This is a genomic window from Myxococcota bacterium, assembly GCA_039030075.1.
Taxonomy (GTDB): Bacteria; Myxococcota_A; UBA9160; order UBA9160; family SMWR01; genus JAHEJV01.
In genome coordinates, this window is the sequence record JBCCEW010000045.1 from 1 (window position 1) to 15,727 (window position 15,727).

General features: G+C 67.2%; 15 protein-coding genes. 4 read left to right on the forward strand and 11 right to left on the reverse strand.

Going from position 1 to position 15,727, the window contains the following annotated elements:
- A partial coding sequence (locus tag AAF430_26160) for a methyltransferase (GenBank protein ID MEM7413742.1) occupies positions 1 to 493 on the forward strand: 493 nt, incomplete at its 5' end.
- On the opposite strand, the gene AAF430_26165 is transcribed toward AAF430_26160, so the two are convergent.
- The 6 genes from AAF430_26165 to AAF430_26190 form a co-directional block, all read right to left on the reverse strand.
- Positions 490 to 1,581 carry a dihydrodipicolinate reductase gene (locus tag AAF430_26165; GenBank protein MEM7413743.1) on the reverse strand — a complete coding sequence of 364 codons (1,092 nt, stop codon included), beginning with the start codon at positions 1,579 to 1,581 and terminating at the stop codon, positions 490 to 492. The two genes, AAF430_26160 and AAF430_26165, sit on opposite strands and share 4 nt — an antisense overlap.
- A 2-nt stretch (positions 1,582 to 1,583) precedes the next feature.
- Positions 1,584 to 3,389 carry an NAD(P)/FAD-dependent oxidoreductase gene (locus AAF430_26170; protein ID MEM7413744.1) on the reverse strand — a complete coding sequence of 602 codons (1,806 nt, stop codon included), beginning with the start codon at positions 3,387 to 3,389 and terminating at the stop codon, positions 1,584 to 1,586.
- Between the two features lie 65 nt (positions 3,390 to 3,454).
- Positions 3,455 to 4,039 (reverse strand): DsbA family protein, encoded by a 585-nt coding sequence (locus AAF430_26175; GenBank protein MEM7413745.1) that lies wholly within the window; start codon positions 4,037 to 4,039, stop codon positions 3,455 to 3,457.
- 160 nt (positions 4,040 to 4,199) lie between these two features.
- On the reverse strand, positions 4,200 to 5,186 hold the full coding sequence (locus AAF430_26180; GenBank protein ID MEM7413746.1) for an MBL fold metallo-hydrolase: 987 nt from the start codon (positions 5,184 to 5,186) through the stop codon (positions 4,200 to 4,202).
- A 97-nt stretch (positions 5,187 to 5,283) separates the two neighbouring features.
- Complete coding sequence (locus AAF430_26185) at positions 5,284 to 6,618, reverse strand: FAD-binding oxidoreductase (protein ID MEM7413747.1); 1,335 nt, start codon at positions 6,616 to 6,618, stop codon at positions 5,284 to 5,286.
- Positions 6,619 to 6,672: 54 nt separating this feature from the next.
- Entirely contained in the window at positions 6,673 to 7,275 is a 603-nt protein-coding gene (locus tag AAF430_26190; protein MEM7413748.1) for a TetR/AcrR family transcriptional regulator, read from the reverse strand.
- A 159-nt stretch (positions 7,276 to 7,434) separates the two neighbouring features.
- Here AAF430_26190 and AAF430_26195 point away from each other — a divergent pair, with 159 nt between their 5' ends.
- Positions 7,435 to 9,276, forward strand: coding sequence for an FAD-dependent oxidoreductase (locus AAF430_26195; protein MEM7413749.1), 1,842 nt, complete (start codon positions 7,435 to 7,437; stop codon positions 9,274 to 9,276).
- 546 nt (positions 9,277 to 9,822) lie between these two features.
- Here AAF430_26195 and AAF430_26200 read toward each other — a convergent pair.
- From AAF430_26200 to AAF430_26215, 4 genes are all read right to left on the reverse strand, one after another.
- A complete protein-coding gene (locus AAF430_26200; GenBank protein ID MEM7413750.1) occupies positions 9,823 to 11,340 on the reverse strand; it encodes a PQQ-dependent sugar dehydrogenase in 1,518 nt (505 codons plus the stop codon).
- A 112-nt stretch (positions 11,341 to 11,452) separates the two neighbouring features.
- On the reverse strand, positions 11,453 to 12,325 hold the full coding sequence (locus AAF430_26205; GenBank protein MEM7413751.1) for an SDR family NAD(P)-dependent oxidoreductase: 873 nt from the start codon (positions 12,323 to 12,325) through the stop codon (positions 11,453 to 11,455).
- A gap of 84 nt (positions 12,326 to 12,409) precedes the next feature.
- Complete coding sequence (locus tag AAF430_26210; protein ID MEM7413752.1) at positions 12,410 to 13,216, reverse strand: CmcJ/NvfI family oxidoreductase; 807 nt, start codon at positions 13,214 to 13,216, stop codon at positions 12,410 to 12,412.
- Between the two features lie 91 nt (positions 13,217 to 13,307).
- Positions 13,308 to 13,766 carry a hypothetical protein gene (locus tag AAF430_26215; GenBank protein ID MEM7413753.1) on the reverse strand — a complete coding sequence of 153 codons (459 nt, stop codon included), beginning with the start codon at positions 13,764 to 13,766 and terminating at the stop codon, positions 13,308 to 13,310.
- Between the two features lie 95 nt (positions 13,767 to 13,861).
- On the opposite strand from AAF430_26215, the gene AAF430_26220 reads away from it, so the two are divergent.
- On the forward strand, positions 13,862 to 14,296 hold the full coding sequence (locus tag AAF430_26220) for a MarR family winged helix-turn-helix transcriptional regulator (protein ID MEM7413754.1): 435 nt from the start codon (positions 13,862 to 13,864) through the stop codon (positions 14,294 to 14,296).
- Between the two features lie 27 nt (positions 14,297 to 14,323).
- On the opposite strand, the gene AAF430_26225 is transcribed toward AAF430_26220, so the two are convergent.
- Entirely contained in the window at positions 14,324 to 15,217 is an 894-nt protein-coding gene (locus AAF430_26225; GenBank protein MEM7413755.1) for a LysR family transcriptional regulator, read from the reverse strand.
- Between the two features lie 158 nt (positions 15,218 to 15,375).
- Between AAF430_26225 and AAF430_26230 the strand changes: the two genes are divergently transcribed.
- On the forward strand, positions 15,376 to 15,727 hold a 352-nt coding region (locus AAF430_26230; protein ID MEM7413756.1), incomplete at its 3' end, for an enoyl-CoA hydratase/isomerase family protein.

A 15,727-nucleotide genomic window follows, 5' to 3' on the forward strand; every position in this document is an offset into this window, starting at 1 on the left:
CGCCGCGGCGCCACGCAGCCGGTCGGTGCTGGCCATCGATCTGAACCCGGACGCGATCCATACGACGCGAAGGAACGCCGAGCGTCTCGGCATCGAGAATCTGGAAACGCGTCGACTCGACCTGACGCGGGAAGCCGTTGCGGGCTCCTTCGAGGTCGTGCTGTGTGGGCCACCGTTCTCGGAAGTCCAGCTCGACGATGTCCGGCAGCGCTGGGCCGGCGCCCGCGCGTTCACGCCGCTCGTCTTCGCCCGCGCCGAGGAATGGCTCCACGCGGGCGGCACGCTGATCGTGCATCACCTGGCGAACGCGGGAGCTCGTCTCGAAGCGCTTGGGCTTCGGCACGGTTTCCGGCTGCGCGAGGCGCGCCCCAACCACGAGAAGCCCCTGCGTCTACAGCTCCTCGCATTGCTGTACGCCCAGGTCGGACTGCGTACGGCCTTCTATGTGTTCGAGCGAACCGCGGACGACGAACCCTCGATCGCTTCGACCTAGGGACCCCAGATCGGCTCGCGTCGGAACCCGATGCCCGCACCGACCAGCCCCAGCTCGACGCTCGTTCGCCAGCCCGGCTCGGCCTCGCACAGGGCCGGGATCGAGTTCACCGGCTGCATGGCGGTGGTCGTGCTGCCCGCCGCCTGGACGTGATCGTCGATCGTCACGTCGCGTCGCCCGAGGCTCGCGAGGGCCATGAAGTGCGTCCGGAAGGAGGGATCTCCCTCGATCGAGATCGTCCAACCATCGCGCGGCTTCGGCCAGGTCTCGGGATAGAAGTTGCCGACCGTCCAGAGCGTCTCGATCTCGATGCGGCTCTCGCCGCCGCGGAGCCCCGTCCAGCGGAAACGCTGACCCGACACGGTTCCCGCTTCGAGGCGGCCCGCTCGCAGGTCCTTCGACTCGGGCGCGATCGTGAGCTCGTGATCGGTGCGGACTTCCTCGAGTTCGGCGCCGAGCGCCTCGGAGAGCATCCACACCTGCTGGCCGAAGATGTCGGCGGTGAAGCGTGCGAAGGGGTTGGCTTCGAGGGTGGCTTCCTCGGGAGGAGCGCCGAAACGCATGTTGTCGAAGGTGATGCGCGGGCTGTCGTAGAACGACCAGTCGGCGCGTTCTTCGAGTCGCACGTGGTCGATCGTCCGCGACATGCCCGAGAGCGCCACCGGCAGCACCATGCCGAGGAAGCCCGGGTGGATGCCCGTGCCGTGCAGGGAGCTGGCCCCCTCCCGACAGGCCGCCTCGATCTGCTCCCGGTCTTCGTTGTAGCTCGACCTGCGGTGGAACAGGAAGGGAGTGGCGGCGACGTTCTTCCCCGATCGGAGAATCGCGCACACCTCGTCGACATCGGCGTGCCTTGGCGCGTACACCACGCAGTCCGCATCGCAGGCGAGGATCGCGTCGACATCGTCGGTGGCGGCGACACCCACGTGGGGCGCGCCGCAGAGCTCCCCCGCGTCGCGTCCACTCTTCTCGGCCGAGTACACGAGGACCCCGGCCAGTTCGAGCTCGGGGTGGATCAGAATCGCACGGAGCGCTTCGCGGCCGACCGAGCCCGTGGCCCATTGGATCACGCGGTAGGGGGGACGCATCTTCAAGCCCGCGTGCGGAGCTCGAGGCCGTCGAGCTTTCCGTCGGCCCGCCACTCTTCGAGGAGCCGACCGAACGCGCTGAGTCCGGGGGTGTAGGCCCCGAGGAAGCCATTCGCCTCGGTCGCCGCGCCTTCCTGGTTGTAGTAGCCCGGGGTGCAATCGGCGAGGAACCCGGGCCCGTCGGGCGTCATCTCCTGGATGAGGTCGCACCAGGCCTGCTGTCCCGATTCGCTCGGCTCGACGAGGGTGGCGCCTCGGCGCTGGGCCTCGCCGATCAGGTAGGCGATGTGGCGGGCCTGCTGGTCGAACATCGAGGTCATGTTCACGCTGAACGCGTTCTGCGACACGCCGAGGTAGAACCAGTTCGGAAAGCCCCGCGTCGTGAACCCGTGGAGGGTACGCAGGCCATCGGCCCAGTGGTCGTGAAGAAGCACGCCGTCCCGTCCCTCGATGTCGATGCCGACGCGAAGTTTGATGTCGCGGGTGACGTGATAGCCCGTGGCGAAGACGATCAGGTCGACCTCGAACTCGCTCCCATTGGCGACGACGCCCGTCGGGGTGATCCGCTCGATCCCCTTTGCCGCGCTGACGTCGACCAGCGTCACGTTGTCGCGATTGAACGCGGGCAGGTACTCGTCGTTGAAGGTCGGGCGCTTGCACATCACCCGGTACCAGGGCTTCAGCGCCTCGGCGACTTCCGGGTCATCAACCGTCTCGTCGATCCGCCTCCGCAGCGCTTCCATCTGGGCGAAGTCCTGGAGCTCGACGATCCGGTTGCGCTCCTCGCGCGTCTTGGGGCGGTTCGCGCCTTTCGGCGAGCTGATCGCGCGGAAGATCCGGGTCCAGGAGTCGTCGACGAGGTCGACCTCCGGACGTCTGCCGTCCGCGAAGGCCGCGAAGTTCTCGCGTCGCTCGTCCTGCCAGCCGGGCGCGAGGGAGGCGAACCACGTCGGGTCGGTCGGCTGATTCAGGCGCAGGCCCACGGTCGAGGGCGTCCGCTGGAAGAGGAAGACGTGGCCGGCGTCCCGCGCGACGCGGGGGACGATCTGGATCGCGGTCGCGCCGGTGCCGATGACCGCGACCTTCTTGTCGGCGAGCGCGTGCATCCCGCCCGTCGAGTCGCCGCCCGTGACGCCGTAGTCCCAGCGGCACGAGTGGAAGGCCGGCCCCTCGAAGTCGGTGATCCCCGGCACGCCCGGGAGTTTCGGGCGCGTGATCGTGCCGAGCGCCGTGATCACGAAGCGTGCCAGGATCGCATCGCCCCGATCGGTCTCGACGCGCCAGCGTCCGCGTACCTCGTCCCAGCGCAGGGAGGTGGCGCGCGTCTGGAAGAGCGTGCGCTCGTAGAGCCGAAAGTGCTCACCGATGCGCTGGCTGTGCTCGAGAATCTCGTCCGCGTAGGCGTACTTCTCCTTCGGCATGTAGCCGAGCTCTTCGAGGAGCGGCAGGTACAGATAGGACTCGGTGTCGCACTGGGCGCCCGGGTAGCGGTTCCAGTACCAGGTGCCGCCGAAGTCGGCTCCCGCTTCGAGGATCCGGAACGACTCGACGCCCTCGGTCGTGAGGCGCGCCGCGGCGAGCATCCCGCTGAACCCGCCGCCGATGATCGCGACATCGGGCTCTTCGGTCACCGCCTCGCGCGTGAGGGGTTGCTTCGCGTACGGGTCCCGATCTCCGAAGTGGGCGAGATCACCGCTGACGTCCAGATACTGGTCGACTCCGTCCTCGCGCAATCGCTTGCGCCGCTCGTCTGCATAGCGGGCGCGCAGGGCGTCCGGGTCGAAAGACGGTTCTTCGATTCCGCTCATTGGGAACTCCTCACGAGAGGACTATCGCACGAGACCGCGCCCTGCCGGACGCGCCAGCGCGGCGATCAGATGTATCCCTGTTCCAGGGCCCACAAGAGGCGATCCTGGCCCCAGAACCGCTCGCCAGAGGGCAGTACGAACATCGGAACGCCAAAGATGCCGGCCTCGTCGTAGTTCTGGCGAACGAGATCGCAGAGCGCCGTCTGCTGCTCCGGATCCACGGCCGCCTCGCGAACCTCCTCGGGTTCCAGCCCGACCCTCTCCGCGGCAACACCGATCGCATCGAGCCCGGATACGCGGAGGCCCTCCTCCCACCGCATTCGCGTCATCTCGATCGCGAACTCCGCGCCCCGGCCGAGGTCCTTGGCGCGCAAGAAGGCCGTATGGGCGGGTTTCCACTCCGGCTCGTCGACGGGCGGTCGCCCGACCCGGAGCTCGAAGAACTTCGCGAACCGCAGGATGTCCTGCAGGTTGTGCGTGGCCTTCGCCGGGACGATCGGGGTCTCGAAGTTCTCGAATCCCGGTAGCGGGAGAAAGGGCACCCAGTCGATCTCGACATCCGAACCGACGCGAGGGACGACCCCTCGGGTTGCGAGCCAAGCGTACGGACTTCGGATACTGAACACGTAGGTCAGGTGCTTGGTCGCCATCGTCGCCCTTGGCCCATTCGCGCGGGAAGGCGCGCTCTTCGATCGCCGCCTGTCATTCTAGGAAAGACCCAACTGCGCAGCGACGAACGCAAGTTGCGAGTCCGTCGCTGGCGTTGGTCGCACACCCGCGACGTATCGAGCTGGAGATCGCCATCGATGCTCAATGCACCGCGTGGCCGTTCGGGTAGCTCGGTGTCCAGTCCTGGAGCCAGGCCGGCTCGGTCGTCAGCGTCATGTCTTCGCGGATGCGGTACACGACCGGATACGCGCCCTCGCCCTCGATCTCTCCGGCGCGGATGGCGCGCAGCCCATCGCGCAGGGAGGTGAGGGTCTCCCGCGACTCGTTTGGAATCTCGTTCGCCGGCGACGCGTGAGCGCCGCGGAAGACCATCCGCTGCAGTGCCTCGGTTCGCGCGAGGACCTTGTCGGCGGATTGGAGGTAGTCGCCGAGGTTCGAGGTCGGCAGGAACGAGCTAAGTGATCCGCTGCTCGTCAGGAAGTCGCCGGTGAACATCAGCTGTCGTTCGACATCGAAGAGCGACACCGAGTTGTCCGTGTGTCCGGGCGTGTACAGGAGGACGAGCTCCCGTCCGCCGAGGTCGATCGTCGCATTCGGCGCGATCCACTCGGTCACTTCCCAGACCGGGACATCGATCGCCTCGCTCGGACCCAGGTGCTCGCCCCAGGAGAGTGGAAGCCGGTTGCCCTCGGCGCGCTCCCGAAGATGCGGCAGGTCGACGACGGCGAGGCTCGGCCAAGCTCCCTGGCCCGTGTGGTCGTAGTGGAAGTGGGAGGGCATGAAGGTGAGCGGAAGGTCCGTGAGCGACGCGACGACGGGCCGGATGTCGTAGTGGCCGACGCCCGCGTCGAAGAGCAGCGCGCGTTCGGAGCCGAGGATCAGATAGTTGACGTTGCGCGCCCAGGAGCGCGGCTCGGCGATCGCGAAGGTCTGCTCGTCGAGCGCCACGATGGTGAAGTGCGCGTCGTCCCCGAACACGCGCCCACCCGGGACCGGGGGCGCATCCTCGACGTGAGGAACCGGGGCACCGGTGGTGGCCAGCGGCACGATGATGCGGTGGCGCTGCCAGATCGCGACGGAGCCGATGATGGCCAGGGCGACGAGCCCCCAGACGAGCTTCGATGACATGCCCGGACACTAGCGCCGAATCCGCTTGCACCGCGTGGGCTCACGCGTCCCTTGGGAGCGGGTTCGGCCTCACCGCTTGGCGCACCCCACACTTCACTCAGCGACGGGCGAGTTGCCGCACCTGGCGATCGGTGCGTCGGTCGGCGAGCGCCATACCGCCATTGATCATCGCCGCGCCGGCCCAGCGGAAGGGTTCGACGGGCCAGCGCCAGAGCCGTCGATCCAGCGCGGTGGCCTGCGGATGCTCCTTGCCGAGGATCCGTTCGGCAATCATTGCGCCGGAGAGTGTCGCTTGGGGCACGCCGTGGCCATTGAAGCCGATGGCGAAGTGCACGTTTCGATGAGTTCCCTCGACGCCCAGCTGGGGGAGCAGGTCGAGGGTGATGCCGATCCAGCCGCCCCAGAAATGCGCGATCCGCGTCTCGCGGAGCGTCGGGAACCGCTCGCGGAACGCGCCTTCGATGGCCGCGAACGCTCCGGGATCCCGCCCCGGCGCTCGCTGGCTTCCGAATCGGTAGCGAACGACCTTGGAGCCACCGGTGAGGGTTCCATGTGAGGTAAGGCGGAAGTTCTCGAGGGCTTCGTGGGCGGTATAGATGCCCTCGCGGCCTTCCCAGCCGAGCTCGCGTAGGGCGGCTTCGGGGATCGGTTCGGTTTCGAAGAGAGAGACACGCAGCGGAACCACGTGGCGCCGGCGTCGGCCCGTGCTGTCGGTGTAGGCGTTCGTCGCGAGGATCGCGTGGGGGGCCCGGACGGATCCGTGCGTCGCGACCACCCGGACGCGCTCTCCGTCCTGAATGCTCGTCACCGCGGTCCCCTCGTGCAGCCGGACGCCCGCCTCCAGTGCGGCCCGGCGAAGTCCGAGGACATACCTACCGGGGTTCAGCGTGCCGCCGCGCTCTTCGAGCACACCGCACACGAAGGCGGGCGGAATGCCTCGCTCTCGCATTTCGCCCGGGCCCAAGTAGCGAACGGCCGCGCCGAGGCGTTGCGCGGTCTTGGCGGCGCGCTCGAGCTTCGCCTCGTGTTTCGGGTGGACTCCACCAATGATGTTGCCGCTCGGTCTGTAGTCGCAGGGTATCTGGTACCGCTCGAGGACTCCCTCGCAATACTCGGTTGCGTAGTCCGCAAAGCGCACGAGTGCCTTCGCCCGCTCTTCACCGAAGAGCTTGAGGAGTGTCGGTAGGTCCTTGCCGATCGTCGGTGTCACGTGCCCGGCGTTTCGACCGCTCGCGCCCGACCCGGCGACGTCCTTCTCCAGCACGACGACGTCCATCCCTGCTGCTTTGAGCGTCAGCGCTGCCGAGAGCCCCGTGTAGCCGCCGCCGACGATCACGACGTCGGCAGTCGTATCCGTCTCCAACGCGGGCTGTACGTCGTCCGGCATCTGGAACCACGGGCTGATGTCGAGAAAGGGATGCTCAACAGACATGGTGCTTTCCTCGCCGAGAAGGACGCGACCGGCGGTCCGTCCAGGTGCGGTCGATCAATCCAGATACGCGGCCAGATACGAACGAACCAGCAGGAAGTTCTCGCGGAACTGCGCCTCCTGTTCCGCCGGAGGGAGTTCCAGGGCGACGTCCACGATCGCCGACATCGCATTGATCCAGGTGCGCCCCACGACGACCAGCTGCTCCTCGCGATGGCCGCGGACGCGCGGCGCGACGACCTCCGCGAATCGACTCGCCAGGAGTTCGTTGTCGGCGCGCTCGATCTCGATCAGCGCCTCGTTCGCGCGCATGGCCCGTCGGATTGCGAGGTGGGAGTTCGAGCTCAGCAAGTGCGTGAGAAGGCGAGTCCCCAGCGCGTCGCAGGTCTCGCGCCAGTCGAGGTCGGGGTCGGCGAGACGACGGTACGCCTCGTCGAAGTCGGTGTGCCACTTCTCGGTCAGCTGCCGGTAGAGCGTTGCGACGATCGCCTGCTTGTTCGGGAAGTACCGGTAGACCGAGGGCACCCGCACGCCCGCGCGCTCGGCAAGCAGGTTCGTATTGAAGCCCTCGAGACCCCGTTCCTCGATGAGGGCCTTCGCGGCCTCGAGCAAGCGTTCGACGGTCTTGGTGGCGCGGGCCTGCTGCGGTGACTTCCGCATCTCTCCGGACCGCGACGGCCCTCGCTCGCGTGCTCGTCGTTTCGATCGCACCGTTGACACAAAAAAATAGTAATACTAACTTTCGATCGTGTCCAGGAACGATCCGCGCCGGGGCGCGCAGGGGTCGGGACCCGCAACCCTCTACCGGAGCACCGCATCGTGACGAGTGAACTCACCCACGCGACCGGGACCGGCCAGATCCTGATCGAGGCCGAAGACTTCGAGGACTACGGCGGATGGGTGCTCGATTCGCAGTTCGAGCAGGAGATGGGATCGCCGTATCTCATGGCCCACGGCGTTGGGTGCCCAGTGGCAGACGCCAGGACGACGATCAGCGTCGACCAGGGTGCCTCCTATGACCTCTGGGTGCGGGCGAAGGACTGGGTCCCCGGCCATCATCCCGGCCGCTTCGAAGTGCTCGTCGACGAGAAGTCGGTCGGCCGGGAGTTCGGGGCCAACGGACAGAACTGGTCGTGGGAGCACGCCGGTGTCGTGGACCTTCCGGCGGGCGAAGTGGCGTTGACCCTTCGTGACCTGACTGGATTCAATGGGCGATGCGATGCCCTCTACTTCACTTCCGAGGGCGACGTTCCCCCGAACGAGGTGAACGAGGAGAGCCGCGCCTGGCGGCGGCGTCTCCGTGGATTGCCCGACACGCCCGTGGATGCCGGTGAATGGGATGTGGTCGTGATCGGGGGCGGGATTTCGGGCTGCGCGGCGGCGCTTGCCGCTGCGCGCCTGGGTCAAACCGTGGCCTTCATCCAGGACCGCCCCGTGCTCGGCGGAAACGCCAGCACCGAGATCGGGCTCAGCCCCCGCGGCTCGCAGGGCGCGCTGCTGAAAGAGTTCTCCGAGCGCAAGGCCAACGGCGACCTGATGGCGTACGACCTGCTCGTGGCCGAGCCAGCCTGCACCGTGTTCCTCGAGCACCGGGTCGTGGCCGCCGAACGGGACGATCGCAGGGTGATCGCCATCCAGACCGTGCAGCCGCGCGGCGGCGTCGAGAGGCGTTTTCGGGCCGGCGTCTTCATCGATGCGAGCGGAACGGCTCTCCTCGCGAGGTTGACTGGCGCGGAAACCCTGTTCGGTCGCGAAGCCAAGGCGGATTTCGGGGAAGACCTTGCCCCCGAAACGGCCGACCACATGCACCATGGCAACACTCTGTTCTTCCGGACGAAACAGGACGGTCAGCCGACGCCGTTCCCGGAGGTTCCGTGGGCCACCGAAGTAGCGAAGAAGTTCGCCGATCTTCGCGGCCAGCTCGTGGAACCCGGCACCGAGAACGGCCGGGGGCCCCGCGCTCCCATGGACGCCACGGTTCCCGAGGTCGAAGGCTTCGCCTTCGACCGACCCGTTTCCACGATCCCGGCCACGCATTTCTGGGAGTACGGGCAGTGGCTCGACCCGTATTCGGAAGCAGAGCACGTTCGAGATCATCTGCTGCGCAGCCTGATCGGTACTTTCTCGAACGTGAAGAACTCGGACCCGCAGGCGTTCGCCGACCTGGCCTTCGACTGGGTCGCCTTCGTTCCGGGGCAGGGAGAATTCCACCGCTACCGTGGCGACTACGTCCTCACGGAAACGGACATCCGTACCCACAGAGTGTTCGAGGATGCCGTCGTGGCGAACGACGGCGCCTTCTGCATCCACTGCGCATTCGACGAAGGCGAGACGGAGTACGACTTCCGCATCAAGGAATGGATCTGGGACGAGCGGGACAGCAAAGCCTACGTGATTCCGTTCCGCTGCTTGTACTCCAGGGACCTCGACAACGTGCTCGCGGCCGGAAAGCACATCAGCATTTCGCATGTAGCCGGATCGAACGTGAAGTTCATGGGCAACGGCGCTCAGCATGGGATCGCGGCAGCGGGCGCAGCCGCCCTCTGCAAGAAGTACGGCGCCACCCCACGAGGGCTGGTTCAGCATCACCTTCCCGAGCTGCGACGCTTGGTCTCGGATCTCGGCTGCGATCACGAGGCGGAGGGCGCGCCGCCGCTCTAGTCGGGCGCTGCAGCGGAGTCGTGCTCGAGGATTCCGAACCTTCCATCGAACGAGGGCGTCATGACCCAAGAACCCACTTCCGTAGCGGGTGGCTGCCTGTGCGGCGCGGTCCGGTACGCATTCGACCGCGAGGCTGTCGCGGGGCAGGCCCACTGTCACTGTCTCGACTGCCAGCGTTCCACGGGGAGCGCGTACGCGACGTTCTGCATGGTTCCCGACGCCAGCTTCGAGGCGGAGAGAGGAGAGCCCAAGCCGTTCTCGGTTCGAGGGGAAAGTGGTGGCGAGGTGACGCGTTTCTTCTGCGGAGACTGCGGATCCCAGCTCTACAGCCGAGTCGCCGTCATGCCGGGAATGCGATTCGTCAAGGCGGGATCGCTCGACGATTCACGATGGATGCAGCCCCAGGCCGTCTTCTGGTGCGACAAGAAGCCACCCTGGGTAGAGCATCCGGACGGTTTGCAACGCCACGCCCGGAACCCCGGCTGACCGCGGGAAGGGCTTCGGTTCGGGGGAGGGGAGCTCCTTCGCGACGGTTACCCGGCCGAGCTACGACGCCTCTTTGCTCGGAACCAGGCGCACGATCGTGCCCTCCTGTCCGTGCTCGAGGAGCAGATAGACCAGGCCGTCCGCGCCGACCTCGACGTCGCGGATGCGCGCGAGGCCGGTGATCAACTTCTCCTCGTCGACGAGCTTCCCGTCCCGGATCCGCAGGCGATAGAGCGTGCGTGCCTTGAGGGTGCCGACGATGAGGTCGTGTTCCCAGGCGGGGAAGGCCTCGCCCTGGTAGAACTCGAAGCTCGAGATGGCCGGGGCGGGCGTGTAGTCGACGACTGGCTGGATCGTGTCCTCGAGGGCGAGCTCGAGACCGAGGTCTTCGCCGATCGTGATCGGTTCGCCGTCGTAGTCGAGCCCGTTGGTGAACATGGGCCAGCCGTAGTTGCCACCACGGGAGATGAGGTTCACCTCGTCGCCGCCCCGCGGTCCCATCTCGGTGCCCCAGATCTCGCCCGTTGCCGGGTGGGCGGCGAGGCCCTGGGGCGTCCGGTGTCCGTAGCTCCAGACCGTATGGGCCGTGGAGACGTCGTCCTCGGGTTCGAAGGGGTTGTCGGCGGGCACGGTGCCATCGTCGCGGACGCGGTGGATCTTCCCCGTCGGCTTGTCCAGCCATTGGACCCAGTCGTAGGTCGCTTTGCCACCGATGGAGACATAGACGTGACCGCTCTGGTCGAAGGCGAGTCGGCCGGCCGCGACCTGGTCGGGGACGATGGTGTGCAGATCAGGCGGCACCGACCAGATGATCTCCTGATCGACCCAGCGATTCTCCTGAATGCGTCCGCGAACGACCTGGACCATCGAGATGGGGACCACCGAGCCGCAATCGAGCTGGCAGCGATGGGTGTGAGAGAGGTAGATCCAGCCGTTTTCGTCGAAGTCGGGATGCAGCGCGATGTCGAGCAGGATCCCCATCGTGAGGTAGCTGTTGTCGACGGTGAGGATGGGCTCCCAGACCCGCGGCGTATCGACGATCAGCGGGCCTTGCACACCGTCGGTGTCGATGATCGAGAGCCCGCGCACCGTCTCGGTGACGAGGATGCGGCCGTCCGGCAGCGGGGCGATCGAGTAGGGACGGCTTCCCAGCTCCGTCACGAGTTCGACGCGGAAGTCGTGGTCGCGGGCTTGCAGCGTTCCGGCCGGGATGCGGGACTCCCACGAGCCCGACGTGGTGCCGAAGCCCTGTCGCTGTTCGCTGACGTAGAGCGCGAGGCCCTTCACGAGCTCCGGCGACAGGATCTGGCCGAAGCCCGGCATGCCGCGTTCGGGGTAGCCCGCACCGATGGAGAACATCAGCGCTTTGGTGCTGTCCCCGTTCTGCAGCTCTCCCGTGAGGGGCGGTCCCAGCTCACCGCCCTGCAGGGCGTCTCCGTGGCAGGCGGCGCAGTGTTCCGCGAAGGCGAGCTTCGACGGCTCGCGCGTCTCGCGTCGCTCGAGGTACCACGCCACGCAACCGACGCCGAACACGAGCGCCAACGCGGCGCTGAGTCCGGCTTTCCACCACCAGCGCATTCGACCTCCCGAGGCGCCATGAGGAGCCGGGCCGCGCTCCCCTGCCGGCCCCACGATACCGCGCTTCGCTGGTGACGTGGCTCGTACCCCCCCAACCACTGGGGTGCGCCGCCTACTTCGCGAAGTAGGGATCCATGATGCTCTTCATCACCGGCGGATCCGTCCGCGTTTCGATAGCGCGGTGCCGTGCTTTGACGGGCTCCCGGTAGTACTCGTCCGTCTCGATCCAGAAGCGGCCCTCGACGACGGCTGCGAGTACGCGTTCGGCGACGGCGTCCGGCGTCTGCGCGATCTTGACGAAGTCCTCCAGGTGATCGGCGAGCTCGCCCATCGCCTCGGGGATCGAGACGCTCGCCTCTTCGTCCTGCAGTTCCTTCGGGCGGTTGCGATCGGAGCTCCCGATGTTGGTCATGACCATGCCCGGGCAGAGGCAGTGGGCGGTCACCTTCGATTCGCTGAGGGTGAGCTCGGCGTGCAGCGTCTCCATGATCGCGACGGCGCCGTGCTTCGACGCGTTGTAGGGCCCGAGGAAGGGACCGGAGATGAGTCCGGCGACCGAGGCCGTGACGACGACACTGCCCTCGTCCTGCGCCTTCAGACCGGGCAGGAACACGCGCAGGCCGTGGATGACGCCGTAGAGGTTCACGTCGAGGACCCACTGCCAGTCGTTCGCCGACAGCTGGTCCATCGGGACGGTGGGCGCCGACACCCCCGCGTTCAGACAGACCAGGTGGGCCGGCCCGAACGCGTCGCGGGTGGCCTCGCCGAGGTGCTCCATCGAGGCGCCATCGGCGACGTCGGTCACCACCGGGAGCACCGAAGCCCCGACGGACTCGACCTGGGCCGCGGCCGCCTTCAGGGCCTCTTCTTCGATGTCGGCCATCACGACGTTCATGCCTTCGCGCGCGAAGCACGCGGCGAAGGCCAGACCCATGCCGCTCGCACTGCCCGTGATCACCGCCGTCCGCCCCTCGAACTCCCGCATCGTTCGTCTCCTCGTGTGCGCCGCGCGGCGCGCCGTCACGGTCGCGCGAAGCGGCCCCGGGCGCCAGCGTGCTCGGTCGGGGCCCTACCCGTCGAAGAGACAGATCGCCCGCATCTCGATGCTCTCGCGCGGCGGCGCGTCGGCGCCGGCCACGGGGTCGACGAACGCGGAATGGGGCGTCCAGAAGGGCTGACCCGCCGCCACCCGGTCGCTGTCGTAGGCGCGAAACACGACGACTTCCTCGGGCGTCATTTCGGGGAACGTGACCCAGCGGTGCCCCGGCGATGTCGAGGGCGCCGAGACCCCGAAGGAGTAGAACCCGGTCGGGATGCCCCCGTACTCCGAGACCAGCAGAGGGTGGAGGTCGCTGCGCACCACCGTGCGTGCGTCGCAGAACGCGAGCGGATGGCTCATGCGAGCCGGACCGATGTTTCGCCAGAACTGGAGCGTCAGGATCCTTCGAGCGCGCGCGATGTCGTCGCCCGTGATTCCCGCACGCTCCATGAAGGGCGCGAGGATCGCGCGGTACGGGTGATCCGCATCCTCGATCATCTCGCGATACGACTCGGTGTAGTCGGAGTGGACGAAACGGATCGGCGCGAGGTCTTCAGAGCGCTGCGCGTTGGCTCGGTTGCGGACGAGGGCGGGGTAGTAGAGGACCGCATCGCAGCCGGTCAGGCGGCGTGCCAGCGCACCGATCTCGTCGTAGTGCAGCGTGCTCGCGTCGACCAAAGCCCAGTTCTCGACCTCCGAAGCGTGGCGGATGAGCTCGAAACCGCTCTCTTCCCAAGAGAGTCCGTCGAGCCGACGTCCATCGAGGATCTCGACTTCGCGCGCCTGCACGTCGGTCGCGGTCACGTAGTTCATCGCGGCGCGGCAGTAGTGGCTCACGGGCCCTGGGGTAGCACTTCGATCTGGGAGAAACCGCACGAGCGGCCGGGGACCCGTCCGCAGGGCGCCGCGGGTCCAGGTGCTCGCGGAGTCAGGATGCGAGCTGTAGCAGCCCGGCGCCGAGGTTGATCAGGGTCTCGACCGCGTCGACGACGAAGATCGTCAGCATCGGCCCGGAGAGCACGGGCCAGTAGGCTTCGCCCTGCCGCTCCCCGTTTCGGAGTACCGGGACGTTGAAGTAGAACTGGGAGAAGTGGGCCGCGGCGAGGACGAACAGCACGATCGCGCGCTCGCCCGGTGCCGTGAAGAGCGCGCTGCCGGTCAGGGCGAGACCCAGTAGGACGAGCGACATCAGCGCGAAGGCGGCATTGAAGCCACCGAGGAACCGAACGCCGGCCGCGTAGGTCTTGAAGATCGGCGAGTCGCGCTGCGACTTCGCGACCATCGCCTTGGCGGCGGTTTCGGGCTGGTAGCTGAAGTAGCGAAACCCCATCGTGAACCAGACGAGGCTGGCGCCGAGGGCGGCGACGTAGGCTCCGTGGGCGATCATCCGCGGGACTCCGAAAGGGCGCCAGTGGCTTGCGCCTGGCCGGGCGCTGAAGCAGGTTGGTTCAATATTGAAATAATTAGTTCAAGATTGAATCAATGGCAAAGCCCCGCTCTCCTCGGATCTTTCACCAGCTGCATCGCGCCCACGGAGCGCTCTTCCGGGCGCTCGACAGACGCCTGCGCGACAGCGAGGGAATCGCCACGGCGCATCAGGTGATCCTCTTCGCGCTGGCGGAACAGGATGGCCTGCCGAGCTCGGAGGTCGCCCGACGTGCGGGGCACAGCAAGTCGCGGCTCACCGGTCTGGTCGACACCCTCGAGGCGCAGGGTCTGGTCGAGCGCCGCACCTCGGAGGAGGACGGTCGCGTCCAGCTCCTCCACGCGACTCGAGCCGGGCGGGCGCTGATCGCGCGCACCGTGTCCCAGACGAAGGCCCTCAACACCGCGCTGCTCGCGCCCTTCGATCGGAAGGAGCAGGAGACCATCGGGGCCTTCCTCGAGCACGTCCGCAACGAAGCGGAGAAGCTCTAGCGAGGGCAGCCGGAGCGGTCACCCGCTCTAGCGAACGGGACTCTGAATCGCGTCGGCCAACGCGTCGGCGAAGGCACGCACCCGCCGCGGTTGGCTGCGGCCCGGCGGGAAGACCATCTGCAACGGCAGGGTCATCGCCGGACAGTCTTCGAGCAATCGCACGAGCCGGCCAGCCTCGAGGTCGTCCCGGACGTCGAGCTCGGACTTCCATACGATGCCGTGACCGGCGACGGCCCACTCGCGGACGAGCGCGCTGTCGTTGGCGATACGGTCGCCGTGCACCGTCACGCGGAGCTCCTTCCGCTTCACGCGAAAGCGCCAGACGTTGTCGAGGTGCGATCCGAATCGCATCGCGATGCAGTTGTGTTCCGCGAGGTCGGTGGGCTTCTTCGGTGCCCCATGCGCCTCGACGTAGCGAGGAGCGGCACAAACGACACGCGCGTGTTCGCCGAGCTTTCGGACGCGGAGAGTGCTGTCGGCCAGGTTTCCGAAGCGCACTGCGAGATCGATTCCGTCGTCGATCACGTTCAGGTAACCGTCCGACAGGAGCAGCTCGATCGAGATCGTCGGGTGTTCGCGCAAGAACGCGTCGACGACGGGCGCCACGATCGACCGCCCCAGATCGAGCGGTGCCCCGATACGGATGCGGCCCGAGAGGGTCTCGGCGCCGCGGCGAACCCGGTTCTCGAGTTCGCCCGCCTCTTCGAGGAGGAGCCGCGCGCCCTCGGCGAGCGTTCGCCCCTCGTCGGTGAGCCCGATCGTGCGCGTGGTGCGATGCAGCAGCGAGGCCCCGAAACGGGCTTCGAGCGACGCAAGACGCTCGGACACCGTCGTCGCCGAGAGCCCCAGTTCCCGGCCGGCGGCCGCCATGCTGCCCTTCTCCACGATCGTGAGAAACAGGTCCAGATGATCGAGATTCATTGTCCGTAAATTCCGGATTATGAGTTCGAAATATGACCCATTTTCTGGGTGGATCAAATGGCCGAAATTGCGCCCATCGCGGGACGAGCGACGCGAGCCCTGCCCGGGCGCACGGCACCGCCCGCCGTCGGATCCACCCCATCACTCGGAGACTCACCATGGCGTACGACGACTTCACCACCTTCCGCGTCGAGACCGGGAGCGGCATCGCCTGGGTCACGTTCGACTTCCCGCCGGTCAACATCCAGGGACTGCCGATGCTTGCGGACCTCGACACGCTCGCGGGCGCCCTCGAGCAGGACCGCGACATCAAGGTCGTCGTCTTCCAGTCGGCACACCCGGAGATCTTCGTGGCCCACGCCGACACCGACTTCCTGAAGGACATGTCGACCTCGGAGGCGACGCGAGAAGAGGTCGAGCTCCTCGATCTGCAGCGCACCCTCGAGCGCATCAGCCAGGTTCCCCAGGCGACCATCGCGAAGATCGAGGGCTTCGCGCGCGGGGGCGGAC

Bases quoted from the DNA above. Each gene is read 5' to 3' on its own strand.
- AAF430_26165 (MEM7413743.1), bottom strand. From the start codon at position 1,581: ATGCGTCCCCCCTACCGCGTGATCCAATGGGCCACGGGCTCGGTCGGC.
- AAF430_26170 (MEM7413744.1), bottom strand. From the start codon at position 3,389: ATGAGCGGAATCGAAGAACCGTCTTTCGACCCGGACGCCCTGCGCGCC.
- AAF430_26175 (MEM7413745.1), bottom strand. From the start codon at position 4,039: ATGGCGACCAAGCACCTGACCTACGTGTTCAGTATCCGAAGTCCGTAC.
- AAF430_26180 (MEM7413746.1), bottom strand. From the start codon at position 5,186: ATGTCATCGAAGCTCGTCTGGGGGCTCGTCGCCCTGGCCATCATCGGC.
- AAF430_26185 (MEM7413747.1), bottom strand. From the start codon at position 6,618: ATGTCTGTTGAGCATCCCTTTCTCGACATCAGCCCGTGGTTCCAGATG.
- AAF430_26190 (MEM7413748.1), bottom strand. From the start codon at position 7,275: ATGCGGAAGTCACCGCAGCAGGCCCGCGCCACCAAGACCGTCGAACGC.
- AAF430_26200 (MEM7413750.1), bottom strand. From the start codon at position 11,340: ATGCGCTGGTGGTGGAAAGCCGGACTCAGCGCCGCGTTGGCGCTCGTG.
- AAF430_26205 (MEM7413751.1), bottom strand. From the start codon at position 12,325: ATGCGGGAGTTCGAGGGGCGGACGGCGGTGATCACGGGCAGTGCGAGC.
- AAF430_26215 (MEM7413753.1), bottom strand. From the start codon at position 13,766: ATGATCGCCCACGGAGCCTACGTCGCCGCCCTCGGCGCCAGCCTCGTC.
- AAF430_26220 (MEM7413754.1), top strand. From the start codon at position 13,862: ATGGCAAAGCCCCGCTCTCCTCGGATCTTTCACCAGCTGCATCGCGCC.
- AAF430_26225 (MEM7413755.1), bottom strand. From the start codon at position 15,217: ATGAATCTCGATCATCTGGACCTGTTTCTCACGATCGTGGAGAAGGGC.